7 protein-coding genes are annotated in these 17,035 nt (G+C 37.8%); 2 read left to right on the forward strand and 5 right to left on the reverse strand.

Features of this window, described 5'->3' with window-relative positions; all coding sequences use genetic code 11:
• Nucleotides 1-3: 3 nt before the first annotated feature.
• The 3 genes from IWC72_RS13740 to galB are packed head-to-tail and all read right to left on the reverse strand — an operon-like array spanning nucleotide 4 to nucleotide 5,282.
• On the reverse strand, nucleotides 4-1,392 hold the full coding sequence (locus tag IWC72_RS13740; protein WP_194530148.1) for a glycoside hydrolase family 28 protein: 1,389 nt from the start codon (nucleotides 1,390-1,392) through the stop codon (nucleotides 4-6).
• 1 nt (nucleotide 1,393) lies between these two features.
• Nucleotides 1,394-2,797 (reverse strand): glycoside hydrolase family 28 protein, encoded by a 1,404-nt coding sequence (locus IWC72_RS13745; protein WP_194530149.1) that lies wholly within the window; start codon nucleotides 2,795-2,797, stop codon nucleotides 1,394-1,396.
• 7 nt (nucleotides 2,798-2,804) lie between these two features.
• Nucleotides 2,805-5,282 (reverse strand): beta-galactosidase GalB, encoded by a 2,478-nt coding sequence (gene galB / locus IWC72_RS13750; protein ID WP_226979572.1) that lies wholly within the window; start codon nucleotides 5,280-5,282, stop codon nucleotides 2,805-2,807.
• Nucleotides 5,283-5,643: 361 nt separating this feature from the next.
• Between galB and IWC72_RS13755 the strand changes: the two genes are divergently transcribed.
• Nucleotides 5,644-7,200, forward strand: a complete 1,557-nt coding sequence (locus IWC72_RS13755) for an alpha-L-fucosidase (protein ID WP_194530150.1) — start codon at nucleotides 5,644-5,646, stop codon at nucleotides 7,198-7,200.
• A gap of 200 nt (nucleotides 7,201-7,400) precedes the next feature.
• Here the strand turns inward: IWC72_RS13755 and IWC72_RS13760 are convergent, their stop codons facing one another.
• Both IWC72_RS13760 and IWC72_RS13765 read right to left on the reverse strand, forming a co-directional pair.
• Nucleotides 7,401-8,918 (reverse strand): sulfatase-like hydrolase/transferase, encoded by a 1,518-nt coding sequence (locus IWC72_RS13760; RefSeq protein WP_226979573.1) that lies wholly within the window; start codon nucleotides 8,916-8,918, stop codon nucleotides 7,401-7,403.
• A 157-nt stretch (nucleotides 8,919-9,075) separates the two neighbouring features.
• Nucleotides 9,076-13,311: a two-component regulator propeller domain-containing protein gene (locus IWC72_RS13765; protein ID WP_194530152.1), complete on the reverse strand. Its 4,236-nt coding sequence runs from the start codon at nucleotides 13,309-13,311 to the stop codon at nucleotides 9,076-9,078.
• 543 nt (nucleotides 13,312-13,854) lie between these two features.
• On the opposite strand from IWC72_RS13765, the gene IWC72_RS13770 reads away from it, so the two are divergent.
• Nucleotides 13,855-17,034: a SusC/RagA family TonB-linked outer membrane protein gene (locus IWC72_RS13770; protein ID WP_194530153.1), complete on the forward strand. Its 3,180-nt coding sequence runs from the start codon at nucleotides 13,855-13,857 to the stop codon at nucleotides 17,032-17,034.
• The last annotated feature ends 1 nt before the right edge of the window (nucleotide 17,035 follow it).

Consider the following 17,035-nt stretch of genomic DNA (forward strand, 5'->3'; position numbering starts at 1 on the left):
AGGTTACTCAGATTGAATTGTATTTGTGTCAACAAAAACTTGGGCTTCTCTTTCATCCACACTGTTTAAGGAAAACACGATATTATTTGTTTGAAGGCTATCTACATGCCTACCATACATCCCGTAGGCAGGAAGCACATTAAAAAAGCTGAACTCAGGATATCTGGTAATATCTTCTTCAACCTTGGCCATTGAATGTTCTGCCGTGCCTCCGCCCGGTAGTTCCAATTCAATATTTTCTAAAGTTATTTTACCAACTTTATGGTCTGGAGTTCCCGTAATTAATATTCCAGATGGTGGTTTTACCCTTGAGCTATCCAAAACCCGGGCATTACCTTTAACATTTCTGATGACTACATTGGTAATAGAACCTACTTTTTGTTTTTCGGCATCGCGGTAGGTGCGTAGGCGTTCTCCAAGACGAATGAAAATAGGCATATCTACTCTGTCCATTTGGATGCCGTCTATAGTCACATCGTGAATGTTGGCACCATCTACACTTAAGATTTTTATTCCGCCACCTTTGGTATCATAAATTTGGCAGTTTTTAATGTCTATGTTGTACATATCTCCCATAGACTCGGTTCCGAACTTGATAGAACCCCAATCGCTTCTGAGCTTACAATCGCTAACTTTTACGTTATAGGTGGGTTTTGGACTCGTAGTTTTAATGCAGATAGCATCATCGCCCGTATTGATATCGCAATTTTTAATAACAGCGTCGTAACTGGAATCTAAATCAATGCCATCGTTATTCTTATGGGCGTGGCTGTAAATGGAAACGTTGTCCACCAAAATAGTATTGGATTGATAAAAATGGCAGGTCCATGCAGCTGGTTGGCGTAAATGAACATCTTGTACTTTAATTTGAGAAGAATTTACAAATCGTAAAAGAAAAGGCCTGTTTGTGCCAAAACCTTCGGTTTCTGTAATGTTCAGCTCCTTAATTTTCACCTTTATATTTTTGGATAGAAAAGCTTCTCCGTTTCCATCAATAGTTCCCTTACCGGTTACGGCAATATTTGTGGCATTTTTTGCACCAATAAGGCAATTGCCACGTTGTTGCCCAGTAGCATCTTCAAAAGTATCTATACTCTGGTAATCCAACGGATTTGAACTTCCAATCAATTTTGCATCTTTAGCTATATGTAGGGTTACATTGTCTTTTAGGAGAAGTGTACCTGAAATGTAATCGCCGTCTTCAATAGTAACAGTGCCACCACCAGCAAGATTACAGGCATCTATGGCCTTCTGAATGCTTTTGGTATTTATTGTCTTGCCATCGCCTATGGCACCATGATCGACAACGTTGTAACTGTCTGACTTTGAATTACAGCTTACCAATAGAATAAAGGTAATTAGGAGGCTTGTATAACGTAGTTTGATTTTCATTTTAGTTGCTCAGGATTTGGTTCTTTGAGATGATTTTTTTGTTTAGGAAAACTCTATTTATTTCGCTATTTGTAACGTTTTTTAGAACAATTGGGGCTCTTTTATCTTCGTTTACCGTCTTTATGCTGAAATTTTCAACCACCAAACCATCTATATGCCGAGCATAAAGTCCAGAAGCGGGTAGGGTACCCACTAAACTGAATTCTGGCCACCAGCCATTAAGTACTTCTTGGGTGTATTCTTTGATGTTCGTTTTTTGTGCATCTGCAGCAGAACCTCCACCAGAAACTACAAATTGAACATCCTTAATAGTGATATCTTCAATTTGATGCTCTGGAAAACCGGTTAAAAAGAAAGCAGAGTTTTTATCAAGGTTGGAATTGTCTACCACAATATTGCTAAAGCTAAAGTTGTGCATGCTTTTTAGTGGCTCAAATTGACCCTCAGGCGTATCTACCGATGCAATTTGTTTGGCGAAAGTCATGAAAATTGGGCGTGGTACGTTTTCCATCACCAAATTACTGAAGACCATATTTTTCATTTCGCCCCCTTCGCATTGTTGAATCTTAAGTCCCGAATCCTGTATGTCCTTAAAAGTACAGTTCGTAACGGTAACCGATTCTATATTTCCGCGAGATAGGAGTCCTATGCGCATTCCGCCCCATTTGGTGCTGAAATGGCAATTGCTGACTGTGATATTCTTACAAGGTTTGTCCGGTCTTGAAGCTTGCAGACAAATACTATCATCACTATTATCAAAATTACTATTGTTCACCCGCACGTTTGTACATCCATCAAAATCCAGCCCGTCTCCGTTATTGTTTACGCGACTTATGATGTTGATTCCGCTCACCGAAATATTATCACAGTAGAGCCAAGCTGAGGTCCATGCCGCAGGATTGATTAGGGTAATATCATTAAGGTGGATGTCTTTCACGTTTACAAACCGAATCATCATTGGTCTGCCTCCTTTTTTCTTGGTGAAGTTTTCTTTGTGTCCATTTCCGTCTATAGTTCCATACCCTTCAATGGCGATGGAACGTGCGTCTTTGGCAAAAATCAAGCAACGGTCCATGTGAGGTTCGTTTTTGTACATATTCTTATGGGTGTCCGTGGCATAATCCTCATAATTAGGACTCCCAAGAAGCGTTGCTCCATTCTCAATATGAAGGGTAACAAAATCCTTAAGGTAGATAGTGCCGATTACAACCGTTTTTCCTGAGGGAATAATCACCTTTCCTCCGCCGTTTTTTGTACAGGCATCAATGGCTTTCTGAACCGCTTTGGTGTCTATGGTGGTGCCATCGGCCTTTGCGCCGTAATCTAACACGTTAAAGTCTGTGGCATATGACTGTAAATGAAAAAGTAAGCCGATTATAAAAGGGATTAGGATTTTGATTTTCATTTAAGTTTTATTTTGAACTAATGGTTATTGTATGGGTTTTTAATCCGTTAGAAGTAGCGGAAATTTTGATGTTTCCGGCAGCCTCGGTAGATTTCAATACGAGTAAACATTTTCCGTTAAATGCTTTGATCTTAGTATCTTGAAACGACTCTAAAGAAGCTGGGTTTCCATTACCTACAGCGGCAAGACTTCCTGCTCCTTTTATGGTGAATTGTACTTGGTTATCAGCATTAGGAATAAGGTTTCCTTCCTCATCTGTTATATCGACTTCAATAAAAGAAAGGTCTTTTCCGTCTGCGGTTATTTCCGTACGGTCTGCTGTTAAGCGTATTTTTGATGCTTTTTTAGCTGTTTTAATAACTTTTTCAGCAACTGCTTTTCCATCTTTATAACCAATTACTTTTAAGCTTCCCGGTTGGTAAGGAACATTCCAACTCAACCTGTATTTTGAAGTATACATTCCTTTTTCAAATCCACGAAATTCCGCTGGGATATCTGTAGTATCAACTCCTTTTACTTTTTTGCCCAATGACTTTCCGTTCACGATCAATTCTACTTCATCGCAATTCGTATAGGCATAAACTGGAATTTCTTCACCTTCTTTTCCTTCCCAGTTCCAATGTGGCAATACGTGAACCATAGGTTCTGTAGTCCATTGACTTTGGTAGAGGTAGTATCTATCTTTTGGAAAGCCACATAAATCTACTGGAGCAAAATAAGAGGCGTGTACTGGCCAGTCAGCATTCCAATATCCATCCGTAGAATTATCGCGACCACCGTAAGGGGTGGGTTCACCAAGATAATCGAAGCCCGTCCACATGAATTCACCTAAAAATGTAGGGTTTTCTGCCTGCACATCAAACTCAACATCAGGAGGATATGCCCATGGTGGGCCAACAGTAACATCATAACTAGAAACTTCTAAGGTTTCCTTCTTATGGTCATGTGTAATAGGTAGAGCGTAGGTACCACGGCTACTGGTTTGCGATGAGGTCTCGGAACCATAAAGAATCATATCTGGATTTTCTTTAACCGTTGCGGCATAGTCAAAAGGCTTATAATTTAAACCGACAATATCTATCTGATAGGCCAGCTTGTTTTTAAAAGCACCACCGTAGTTGTTAAACCCGGCAGTGGTGGGTCTAGTATGATCTTCATCGTGGCAGATGTCATTCAGCATTTTGGCCACTTTCCAGCCGTCTTTTTCGCGTTGCTCTATGATTTCGTTTCCGATACTCCACATGATAACGGAAGGATGGTTACGGTCTCTTTTTATCATATCCCTTAAATCGCGCTCATGCCATTCGTCAAAAAACTTGTTATACCCATTTATGACCTTTGGTATTTTCCATTCATCAAAAGCTTCGTCCAATACTACAATACCTAATTTATCACAGATTTGAAGCATTTCGGGCGATGGTGGGTTATGACTTGTACGCAAGGCATTCACGCCCATACTTTGCATAATCTGCATTTGGCGTTCGGTAGCCCTGTAATTTACAGCCCCTCCTAAAGGTCCGAGGTCATGGTGCATACATACACCATTAAATTCTACCGGTTTTTCATTCAGTAGAAAACCTTTTTTAGCATCGAAAGAAATACTTCTAATTCCTAAAGTACTTTTGTACTCATCTATAACTATGTTCCCTTTTTTCACTTGGGTGACAACATCATATAAATATGGGTTTTCAATGCCCCAACGATTAGGGTTATTCACCACTAATTCATCTATAACAATTTTATCTGCTGTTTTTTCTAGTTTAACTTCTTGACTGATAGAGGCTACTATGTTATTAAGTCCATCAATTATTTTTGTTTCCAGAGTAATTTTAGCTTCCTTTTCTAGAGAATTTTTTACGGTAGTCTCAATTTTTACGGTAGCCTTTTCATCTGATACCTCGGGTGTTGTAATATAGGTTCCCCAAAGCGGAATGTGGACAGGGTTATTTATTTTTAGATAGGTATTTCTATAGATACCAGCACCAGAGTACCACCTGGAAGCTAAATCTTCTGGAGCAACCCTAACAGCAATTACGTTATCCTCTCCAAATTTAATGAATGGTGTTAAATCCAGTTCAAAACCCATATAACCAAAAGGACGTTCGCCAATGTACTCGCCATTTATGTACACACGACTATTGTTCATGACACCATCAAACAATACAGCTATTTGTTGTTCTGTATATTTTTTATCTATGGTAAAATGTTTACGGTACCAAGCAGTTCCGTGTACCGGTAAACCACCTGTACGAGCGTTGTATTTTTTATCAAAAGGACCTTCAATGGCCCAATCGTGCGGTAAATTCAGTTTGTGCCAAGTTGCATCTTTAAAAGTAGATTTTTCAGCTCCAGAAGGGTCGCCCTTTTGAAAGAGCCAACCGCTATTAAAGGATACATCACCATGTGTAGCTTCAGAATTCAGTTGTGCAAAAGAAAAACTGAATTGTAGTAAAAGGATAAATAGAAAGCTTTTTCTCAACATCATATTTGCGTTAATAATTATAGTGGTGAAAGTCTAAAATAATTTTCTGGCAAAAGACCACGAACGGTTGAAAGAATAGAACAGATGGTTTTTTTAGAGAAGCTTGAATAAGTGAATCTAAAATTTAGGGCGTCACAGAGTAAACATTGAGATTTATGAGAGATTAAGGTTTGTCAATGTATTGTCTAGTTTTTAGGTTTGTCATAAACCAATAGCAGCATGTAGGTTGCTTGAAAAAGCACGAGTAAATGTTCATTTGTTATAACCTTTAGCACATTCGTGGCTCGCAGATCGGGCATAAAATTAGAATTTAGCAACTTCTAATAGGGCGAAATAAAATGGTATCGTCAATAACAACCACACTATGAATTTTAAACATTTAGCGGCACTCTCAGTCGCCATTATCTGTATAGCTTCTTGCGGCAGTTCAGATAAGAAAAATCAAAAAGATACAGCACAATTAAGTGCTGCCGATACGACTAAGGTCTTTCAGCCTAATTGGGAATCTATCAAAAAAAACTATAAAGACCCTAAATGGTTTAGTGACGATAAATTCGGAATATTTATTCACTGGGGCGCATATTCAGTGCCTGCTTTTGGTTCGGAATGGTATCCTCGCCAGATGTATATGGATACTGCAACCTTTTCAGCTACTTTAAAGAAGGGAAAGAAGGGACCAAATGCAACCTATACCCACCACAAAAAGACTTGGGGGGACCAAAAGGAATTTGGATACAAAGATTTTATACCCATGTTCAAGGCTGAAAAATTTGATGCTAAGGAATGGATTGACCTATTTAAAAAATCTGGAGCTAAATATGTAGTTCCTGTAGCGGATCACCATGATGGTTTTGCGATGTACAAATCAAATACCACGCGTTGGAATTCATTTGATATGGGTCCAAAGAGAGATGTATTGGGCGAACTTTTTAAGGAAGGTAAGGCTCAGGGCCTAAAAATGGGAGCTTCTTCTCACTTTGCTTTTAACTGGTCTTTTTATAATAAAAAGGATAAGTTTGACACTGTTGATCCTGAGTATGCCGATTTGTATTCCAGTAAAGGAAAGGATTTAACGCAGCCTGTTTCGGAGGAATTTAAAGAACGATGGTGGAAGCGAACTATTGATTTGGTAGACACGTATCAGCCAGACATTCTTTATTTCGATTTCTATGTAGATATTGAAGATTTTGCGGACTTAAGACCAAAATTGGCAGCATACTACTATAACAAAGGTCGTGAATGGGGTAAAGAGGTTTTAATAAATGATAAGAATTTTGGTCATGAGGCATTTCCTGAAGGAACTGTGATATATGATCTTGAAAGAGGAAAACTTCCAGGTATTAGAAAATTGCCTTGGCAAACGGATACTTCTATAGGTAAGAATTCTTGGTCTCATGTTACCAACTGGGATTCTAAAACTGCCAATCAACTGATTGATGATTTAGTAGATATCGTCTCTAAAAACGGAAATTTACTACTAAACGTAGGCCCAAAAGCCGATGGAACTATTCCTGATGACCAAAAAGAGATTCTATTGCAAATAGGAGATTGGCTTGCTACAAATGGAGATGCTATATACGATACAAGATATTGGAAAACTTTTGGAGAAGGCCCTACAGAGGTTAAAAAGGGACACCATTCCGAAGGAAAAAACAAGGAGTTTACCGGACAAGATATCAGGTTTACCCAAAAAGGGGATAAGCTGTACGCCATTATGTTGGCTTGGCCAAAGAATGGTAAGATTGATATAGAGTCTTTAGGAAGTGCAAATGCCTATGCCGAAGGATTGGATATCAAAGCCGTGAAATTATTGGGTAGTGATGCTAAAATAGATTTTGAGCAGACAGAAGAAGCACTATCGATTAAGAAATTAGGTAAAAAATCCGGTGAGTATGCCCATGTGTTAGAGATTTCAATTTAATGTAAAGCTCTATATAAGATTGTTTTTTTGTGTTAGTTTAAGTGCATCAATCGTTCATAGTTGGTGCACTTTTTTTATGTTCATGCCTTAAGTTAGGGTATGGTCGGAGACTTTCTTCCTTGCATTCTAAGCAAAGAAACAGCCCTGTTTATATGAATATGAACAGGGCTGTTTTAGTAGGTGTACTCAGTAAAGGTATTTTATTTCTTTGCTCTGTAGTTTTTGAGTACGCTGCTAATATCTAGAGTGTCTTCCATATCTTTTTGGAGTTTCATCAACTCTGCGAACATAGTATCTACTTTTTCCTGGTATTCTGGGTTTGCAGCTAAATCATTCATTTCTTTTGGATCTGCTTTCAAATCATAAAGTAAAACTACATCCATTTTTGGATATAGAATCAACTTATAACCATCCTTACGAATCATACGTTGTAAATCTATATAACCGTTGTAGATAACATCATAGTGGCTTTCTTTCCTATCACCGTTTACAAGGTCTAAGACGCTATTAAAAAAGACATATTCAGGTTTCTTGATGTCAGCTAATTCTAAACTTGTGGCCATGGCATCTTGTAGATAGATGTCGGCATCAATTTTTTTGTCTTTAGGGATTTTTGGTCCCACAATCATCCAAGGAGCCCGTATACTATGGTCAAATTGACTTTGTTTCCCAATTAGACCATGTTTCCCAACCGCTAAACCGTGATCGGCCGTGAAGATGATATAGGTATTATCCATCTTGCCTGTTTTTTCCAATCCCTCTATAATTTTTCCAATCTGGAAATCTAAGTGAGTTATAAGGGCATAGTATTCTTTGGTATGTACTTTAACGGCAAATTCTGTTCTAGGAAAGGGCGCCAGTGCCTCATCTCTAAGACTAGGTCCGTTGCCCATGCCATCTTTGTAAGGGTAGAGGGGAAGGAAGCTTTCAGGAATGGTTATATCATCTAAAGAATACATATCTACAAACTCTTTTGGCGCCTGCCTTGGGTCATGGGGAGCATTAAAAGCTAGGTACATAAAGAAAGGGTTTTTACTTGTTTTGGTTTGGTCTATAAACCCAAGGGCATCGTCTCTTAAAACTTCGCTCCAGTGTTTGCCACCTTGCCAGAATCCACCGTGCTTCATATTGGTTGGCGTCCACGTAGTGTCATTTTCGTTCTGCGGCCTGTTATAGCCAATAGGCATAATATCAGCAGGTTTAAGTCCGTTTTCTTTCAATTTTGAGAATTTAGAGCCAGTTAGCTCTTTTGCCCATGCATCACCAGGCATTCCAGGTCGTGTATGAACCACGTTTTGAAAAACATTCTGGGCTTTGGCATCAACATGCCATTTTCCGGTCATATAAGTGTCGTATCCGGCACCTTCCATGAGTTTACCCCAAGTTTTGTCAAACTCTTTACCATTACTCCAGTTTTCACGAAATTCATTTACTTCCCATAGCTTACGACCAGAAATAATCATGGCACGGGAAGCCGCACAAATAGCACCGTTCCATCCTCCCATGTTAAAGGCATGTGTAAAAGTGGTTCCGTTATGAACCAACTTATCTAGATTAGGAGTTTTAATTTCTTTGTTTCCCAGGGCATTTATGGCCGAGTAGGTCATATCATCGGCAAAAATGAAAACTACATTGGGTTTAGAAAGCGGTATTTCTTTCTTTTCGGCCTTGCAAGAGAATAGCAATACCGTAATAAGGGCAAGCGTTAAATTTTTCAAAGGATTAATTTTTGGAGTTAAATTATTTGTGGTGAATAATGTCATTGTAAATATACTAAATCATGACTTAAAGTGTATTTTGGATACTTATTGATCTCGTGTACATAAAAAATGGTGTATTAACAGAATAGTGTTCATTGAACCTTTCAACATTTTTTTAGGAGTCAGCAGATTCTTTCTTCTTGCTAATTTGTTTTACGTATTCGCTAGGTACCATCCCAAATTGTTTTTTAAAGCATTTAGAGAAGTAAGAAGCTGTGCTAAAACCTGTTTTGTACATGATTTCTTTTACGGAATAATTACTTTTATTAAAGAACTGCACTGCTCGTTTTAGACGAATACTCCTAATAAACTCACTTGAGGACAGACCTGTAAGTTCTTTAAATTTTAGGTAAAGTGTACTTCGGCTAAGCCCCATTTCTTTTACGAGCATTTCTACATTAAAATCGGTGTTCATCATATGTTTCTCAACGATTTCTATGGCTTGGCTCAGGAATTTTTCGTCCATAGAGGTCACTGCAATTTCGCTGGGCTGAACTGTGATTTTTCGATTGAAACGTTTTCTTAGGTGCTCTCTTCGCTTAATTATATTTGAAAGCTTAAGTTTTAAAAGTTCAAAATCAAAAGGCTTTCGTAAATATTCATCAACACCCAATTCAAGGCTTTTTAACTCAATTTCTTGAGAAGATTTTGCAGTTAGAATTATTATGGGAATATGGCTTGTTTCTGGCTGACTCTTTAAGTTGCGGGAAAACTCAATACCATCCATTATAGGCATTACTATATCACAAATAACAATGTTGGGTATAACCTTTTTAGCTATTTCTAGCCCTTTCTTACCGTTTTCAGCTTGGTAAATAGTATAGGTGTTCCCTAAAATTTTACTTATGAATGTACGAATATCTGGATTATCATCTACCACTAATAAAACAGGTAGTTTAGGTCTTGTTTTGGACATGCCTTCATCAATGAGGTCGTCATTTAGACCAATAGCAAATGACTCTGTTTCAGAAGAACGCACTAGAAAATCATTATCTGAAACGTCCTTACAACTAATTTCATCTATATTGGTGTATGCTTCTTTGTCTTGTGGTAAACGCACTATGAACTTGGTACCCTTGTCCGGTTTACTAAAAACTTGAATACGCCCCTGGTGGAGCTCTACCAGGTTTTTGGTAAACGAAAGCCCAATACCAATGCCTTCAGGGTTTATTTTATGGTTCTTTTCGCCTTCTTTAGCCGAATTGAAACGTTCAAATATTTTAGACATTTTTGCTTTCGGCATGCCAATTCCCGAATCTTTTACTTTAATGACCACTTCGCTCTTTCCGTCAACAATATCTTCTGATATTTTTACTTTGATATGACCACCGGCTTCGGTGAATTTGAAAGCGTTGGAAAGCAGGTTGTTCATTATTTTTTCTAAGGCTTCATGGTCAAACCAAGTTATTATAGAGTCCGTAGAGGAATCAACTTCAAAATTAATTGACTGTTTGTGCGCCATAAATTGGAAGGGTTCAGCAACTTCACGTATAAACGCTGTTATATCGCTATTTCTCATAACGAGCCTCATCTTTCCTTGGGTAATCTTTCTGAAATCTAATAGCTGGGTCACTAAGCGCAATAAATAATTGGTATTTTTTTGCATTAACCCTAATTGCTCTTTAAGCGATTTCTGATCAAGAGTAGATACATTTTTTTGCACATATTCTAGAGGCCCTTTTATGAGGGTTAAAGGTGTTCTGAATTCATGTGAAATATTGGTAAAAAACTCCAATTTCATGCGCTGTAATTCTTCAGACCTTTCACGTTCAACAGATTCCAGTTCCAATTGGTGCTTTTCCGAAGTTCTAATAAAAGTATACCTCCAGAACAACCATAGTAGCCCTAAAAACAACAAACCATAGCAAACGTATGCAATATAGGTAAGGTACCATGGCGGAATAATATGTATGTTCAAGGTAGTAGGTTTCGAATTCCATATGCCATCATTATTGCTTGCCTTTACTTTAAAAACATAGTCGCCGGGTTTTAAATTGGTATAAGTGGCATATCTTTTCTTGGAGGTTGTCTCTGTCCAATCGGTATCAAAACCTTCTAGTTTGTAGGCATATTGATTTTTAGCAGGTGCAGCGTAGTGTAGTGCCGCAAATTCAAAAGAAAAGTTGTTGTTACCGTACTTTAATTCAATTTTCTTGCTTTTGCTGATGTTCTTTTCTAAAACAACTTTGCCATTTATTTCCTCACCTATTTCAACGGATTTATTAGAAATTAGCAAATCTGTGATTACAGTTTTAGCCGGATATTTGTTTTCTTGAATTTCATCTGGATAGAAAGCATTGAAACCATTGATACCTCCAAACAACATTTCTCCATCTGCTCTTTTTAGACAGGCAAGCTCTTGGAATTCATTGTCTTGTAGACCGTCACTTGAATTGTAGTTTTTGAATATTTCCTTTTCAGGGTCAAAACTGGAAAGCCCTTTGTTAGTTGATAACCAAAGGTTTTGATTACTATCTTCAAGAATACCTTTTATAACATTGTTAGGTAAGCCATTTAATGTGGAGTAGTGCTCAAAAGTTGCTGGATTTTCATCTGTGCCAGGTATGTATTTATTTAAGCCACCACCAAATGTTCCTGCCCATATGACCCCGGATAGGCTTTCGTACAATGAAAGAATATAATTGTGACTAATGGATTTTGGATTAGTAGGGTCATGTTTGTACACCTTGAATTTTGGTCTTTTCTTATACTTCTCCTTGGAGGTAAGTACACAAAGTCCGTCACCGGTAGCCAACCATATGTTTCCATTGTGGTCTTCCAGTATGTTTCTGATAATATTACTGGAAACGGAATTCGTTTTTCCGGGGTAATGACCAAAAGATTGTTTTTTAAAATGACCTACAGTATCGGTTTTTATCCAGCGGTGTATACCGGTATTATAGGTGCCCACCCACAAATTTTCATTTGAGTCCGACAAAAGGCTGAAAACGCCATTGTTTAAATCTGTTTTTGTTAAGGTGGCTTCTGTAATCTTTTTTGGATTAGAGATATCTAAAAAGTAGAGTCCGGGAAACCCTTCGGTACCAATCATTAAAATTGGTTTTTTTCCAATCTTAGTTTCTTCTATGGCAAAAATCTTTGAAAGCGAGTTAAAATGTTCAAAGTGTTTGTATGAGCCATTGTCATTGTCTTTTGTGAGCATATTTAGCCCGCCACCTTCGGTGCCGATCCATAATGTACTATTACTGTCTTCATAAATAGACCTGATTTTGTCATAGCTCAAACTATTTGGGTCAGAAGTATTTCTAACGTTTTTAAACTGTTTTCTTTTTGGGTCAAATATATTTATACCACCTCCATTTGTCCCTATCCAGATGATACCCGTATCATCCATAAACAAAGACCTTACAATGTTTTTACTTAAACTTGAAGGGTCTTTTGAATCATACTGGAACTGCCTTAAAAATACCGGTGGTTTGTTATCCGTAAAATTTTCAAAGTAGAAAAGACCACGATCTGATCCTGCCCAAATATGATTGTCCTTATCAAGAAGAATATTGCCAAATGTACCTTTATGAAACTGTTCAAAACCTGTTTCTGCCCCTAAAGTTTGATAATAAAGCCCTCTACTAGTGGCAATAAAAAGACGCCCTGTTGCATCTTCGGCAATACTTCTAATAGTTGTTTTGGGTAAGCCTATTTCTTCGGTAACATTGGCAAAAAAGTCTTTGCCCTTACCATCTTTCCTTAGTTTATAGAGTCCGGCTTTACCTCCCACATAAAGCCCGCCTTTTTTATCTTCATATATAGAACTTATAAAAGAACCGTCATATTTAGGAATAGGAGAACTAATTTCAGAGTTGAAATGTTCAAATTCAATTCCCTCAGATATAGTATTAAGATCTAATCTGTCAAGACCATTTTTATTTCCTACCCATAGCCTTTTCTTACTATCAATAAATACCTTGGTAATATGATTACTTGAAATGGTTGTTGGATCATCTTTATCGTGTATGTATTGGGTAAATTTACCTGTAGTTACATTAAAAAAGTTTAGTCCGTTTCCGGTGGTTCCAATCCACAGATTGCCTTCGTCATCTGCTGCAATGTCAAAAATAAGGTTGCTACTTATACTGTCAGGATCATTATCATCAAGATTGTATACCGTGAATTCATAACCGTCATATTTGTTGATTCCATCATGGGTTCCAAACCACATGAACCCTAATTTGTCCTGATAAATAGTATTTACATCACTTTGTGATAGACCATCTTTTGTAGAGATATGTTGAAACGAAATTTGATTTTGCCCAAATACATTGGTTAGAATACCCAAGCATATGAGAGAGAAGAAATAAATTGATTTTATTTTTTTTGGTACTACGATCATTAAGTAAAATGAATTAGTGATTGCGATTTGGTTTGGGGGTTACATTTATTCTATATAAAGCGTATACTGAAATAGTCTAGCTCATTTAAGATAACAATGTAAGATAAAACTAAGATTTGAAGCAGAGTAAATGGTTTTGATAATAAAACATATGATTAATAAGGTGTGTTTTTGAATTGATAAAGCCCTGTTAGAGGGGGGTTAGTATAAACTCGCGTTTTTTGTACTTTTTAAAATAAGAATAGCTCTTCTTTTTACAATGTCATTTTATGGGTCATACGGCCCGCATGCCTTTGCTAACATAATATTAACGTTTGTTTAGCTTAGCTTTTCTGTCAACTTACATGTATGCCTCACTACCAGATATTGGATTGCATCTTTTTTTATTGAAATGCCTCCTTCTTAAAAACTTGTTGGTTAACCATATACGGCACATCCAGTTTTCCTTATTAATCATTTGGCCTAAGGATCAAATCATATGTCATTACCTGATTGAAATAAAAAACGAACATTTGTTTAACTAAACTTTAACAACGAGAATGTATGAAAAACAAACTGCTATTAATCAGAAAATCTAGGCTGAAGCTCATGACGCTCATGTTGGGGCTGTGCTTTGGTTTTGCTAGTGCGCAGGAGCTTTCCGTTTCGGGAACGGTCTCTGCGGACGGCGCGCCATTACCAGGAGTAAGCGTGGTAGTGAAAGGAACACAAACGGGTGCCGTTACGGATTTTGACGGTCTGTATACAATTAATGCCAAGTCTACAGATGTACTTATCTTTAGTTACATTGGTTTTGCAACCAAAGAAATTGCCATTAAAGGTAAAACAAGTTTAAATATTAGTTTGGAGGAAGATGCCTCTGAACTAGATGAGGTTATTGTAGTAGGGTATGGTACCCAGCGCAAAAAGGAACTTACGGGTGCTGTAGTGCAAGTAAAATCTGAAGAATTGGCCAAGACCACCACGTCAGATATTGGTACTGCATTGCAGGGCCAGATTGCGGGTGTAAATATTACCGCCAGTTCTGGGCAACCAGGCGAGGAGGCTAACATTCTTATTCGTGGTTTCAGTTCCCTTTTAGACGGGCAAAATGGTCCACTTTATGTGGTTGATGGTATTCCTTATAATAGTGATCCACAATTAAGCATCAGTGAAATTGAATCTATAGATGTATTGAAAGATGCCGCTTCTGCTTCTATTTATGGTACACGTGGTGCTGGCGGTGTAATCCTAATTACTACCAAACAAGGTAAAGTTGGTAAGATGGATATTCGCGTAAACTCTGAGTATGGGGTGCAGGATATTACATCGGGAACGCCGCTTATGTCTTCGTACCAACTTACGTATATGGATATGCTACGTGGAGCGCAGTCCAGCGGTAAAGTGCAAGGTGGTGTAAATGCGGAAATTCACAGAAATAGATCTTGGTTCACGAATGATACGTCACTAGAAGATTTAATTCTGAATGATTTGGCACCTATTCAAAACCATTCTATTAATGTATCAGGTGGTAAAGATGGGTTGACGTATAACTTCAACGCCAGTTTTTATGATCAGTCAGGTATTATGATCAATTCGGATTATAGTCGATTTAATATTAGGTCCAACACACAGTTTACAAAAGGAAATTGGAAAATAGCGACAGGACTAACCTTTAAAAGAGATGAGAAAACACTGCCAAATTACGGAGTTTTCAATAAAATATTGGAATACAAGCCTTTTCAACCAGATATAGAATTAGGACAAACGGAGCTTACAGATGTTACAGAAGATGATGTTGACGAGCCAGGTGGAATAGGACCTATTAGAAACCTGGGAGGTGTAGCTAGAAACTTGAATACCAAAGAGGTGAGAGATGGTACCAGTAACGGTGCCAATATCCAAATTGATTTTGATGCAACGCCATCCTTAAAATTTACGGCTAGGGGAGGTGCCAACTTTTCCCATGACAAAGGCGTGCGTATCATACCAAGATTAGATGTTTATAATACCGCTGGAGATTTGATACCACCAAACCCATGGGATATTTCTTTGATTCAGACCTCAGTTACGGACAATAATAAATTGACGTTTGAAGGCATGATGAACTACCATAAGCGATTTGGAAAGCATGACCTAAACGTATTATTGGTAAATTCCTTAGAGAAGACTGAAAATGAATATTTCAGAGCAGAGAAGAGAGATAATGCAGATGCGGCGGTTACGGTTTTTGATGGTTATACCACAGGTGATTTGATTACATCGGATGGAAGGGATTATACGCGAACCCTTATCGGTTATCTTGGTAGAATTCAATACAACTATGATGGGAAGTACATTTTTAGTGGGAGCATAAGAAGAGATGGTTCATCTCAATTTAGCCCACAAAACAGATGGGGTTGGTTTCCTAGTGCCTCTTTAGGTTGGAATGTTTCCGATGAAGCTTTTTGGGAGCCTATTAAAGAAACCGTCAATTCATTTAAAATTAGAGTGGGTTACGGAACTACAGGTAATGATAGATTTGCTTCTTATAGTAACCAGGCAGTTGTTGATCTAGGGCAAGATTATGTATTTGGAAGTGCCGATGTAGACCCCAGTTTAAACTCTACCACAGAAACACCGGCCTTGGGAACAACCCAAGAAAGGTATGCGAACGAAAATGTAAAATGGGAAACTTCCAAAGAGCGAAACCTAGGGGTTGATCTAGCCTTCTTTAACGGCAAGCTTACTTTCTCTAATGATGTGTACGTAAGTGAAAAGAAAGATTTGTTATTCGGAGTTGTAAACCCTCCTTCGACAGGTGTTTTTGGATCAAACAGAAGTAGTATCCTAAATATTGGTGATATGAGAAATACCGGTCATGAAATGGCTCTTAAATTCAATCACTACGGTAAAAAAGGATTCAATTGGAACATGGGTTTAACCTATGCAAAAAACGTGAACTTGGTAACCAAAACAAGTCCTAATAATCCTGTTATATTCTTAGATAACAGTTATATCTCGCAAAGAGGTCCTAGAGAATTGGTAAGTGTAATACGAGAAGGTTATGAGGCGGCTGCCTTTTTCTTGCGTGAGACGGATGGAATTATCAAAACAGAAGAGGAACTTGAAGCTTACAAAGAAATTGATCCTGCAGCTTCTTTGGGACAATTAAGATATGTAGACCAACTTACCGTAGATACAGATGATGATGGTGTTCCAGATGCCGGTGATGGTAAGATTGATCAGGATGATAAAGTATACAAGGGTAGTGGTTCAGAAGACTTTAATATGGGCTTCAATTTTGGAGCCAATTATAAAGGAGTGGATTTTTCTATGAACTGGTACGGTTCTCAAGGAGCAGAAGTAATGAACGGTAGTAAGGCATATGCCTACCAATCGGGTACCCATGCAGATATTTATTACTCATGGACGGTTGTTAATCCACTATCGGATATTCCATATTATGATGGTTCTCCCAATACTAATTCGTATAGAGATGCTTCGGATTATTTCCTGGAAGATGGTTCTTTTATTAGACTCAGGAATATTAGCCTAGGGTATTCGTTACCGTCAAAACTTACGGATAAAATGAAGATAGGAAAGCTTAGGATTTATGTTCAAGCTCAAAATTTATTAACCATTACCAACTATTCAGGTTTTGATCCAGAGGTAGGTAACAATGGGTTTAGTAGTAGAGGTATTGACCAAGGTACATATCCTGTAACATCACAATATAAAGTGGGCCTACAATTACAATTCTAAC

This window comes from Zobellia roscoffensis (genome assembly GCF_015330165.1).
In the GTDB taxonomy this organism is placed as follows: Bacteria; Bacteroidota; Bacteroidia; order Flavobacteriales; family Flavobacteriaceae; genus Zobellia; species Zobellia roscoffensis.

What these genes read in the sequence shown, in the direction of transcription:
- IWC72_RS13745 (WP_194530149.1), bottom strand. Translation starts at nt 2,797, where the DNA reads ATGAAAATCAAAATCCTAATCCCTTTTATAATCGGCTTACTTTTTCAT.
- galB (WP_226979572.1), bottom strand. Translation starts at nt 5,282, where the DNA reads ATGATGTTGAGAAAAAGCTTTCTATTTATCCTTTTACTACAATTCAGT.
- IWC72_RS13755 (WP_194530150.1), top strand. Translation starts at nt 5,644, where the DNA reads ATGAATTTTAAACATTTAGCGGCACTCTCAGTCGCCATTATCTGTATA.
- IWC72_RS13770 (WP_194530153.1), top strand. Translation starts at nt 13,855, where the DNA reads ATGAAAAACAAACTGCTATTAATCAGAAAATCTAGGCTGAAGCTCATG.
- IWC72_RS13740 (WP_194530148.1), bottom strand. Translation starts at nt 1,392, where the DNA reads ATGAAAATCAAACTACGTTATACAAGCCTCCTAATTACCTTTATTCTA.
- IWC72_RS13765 (WP_194530152.1), bottom strand. Translation starts at nt 13,311, where the DNA reads ATGATCGTAGTACCAAAAAAAATAAAATCAATTTATTTCTTCTCTCTC.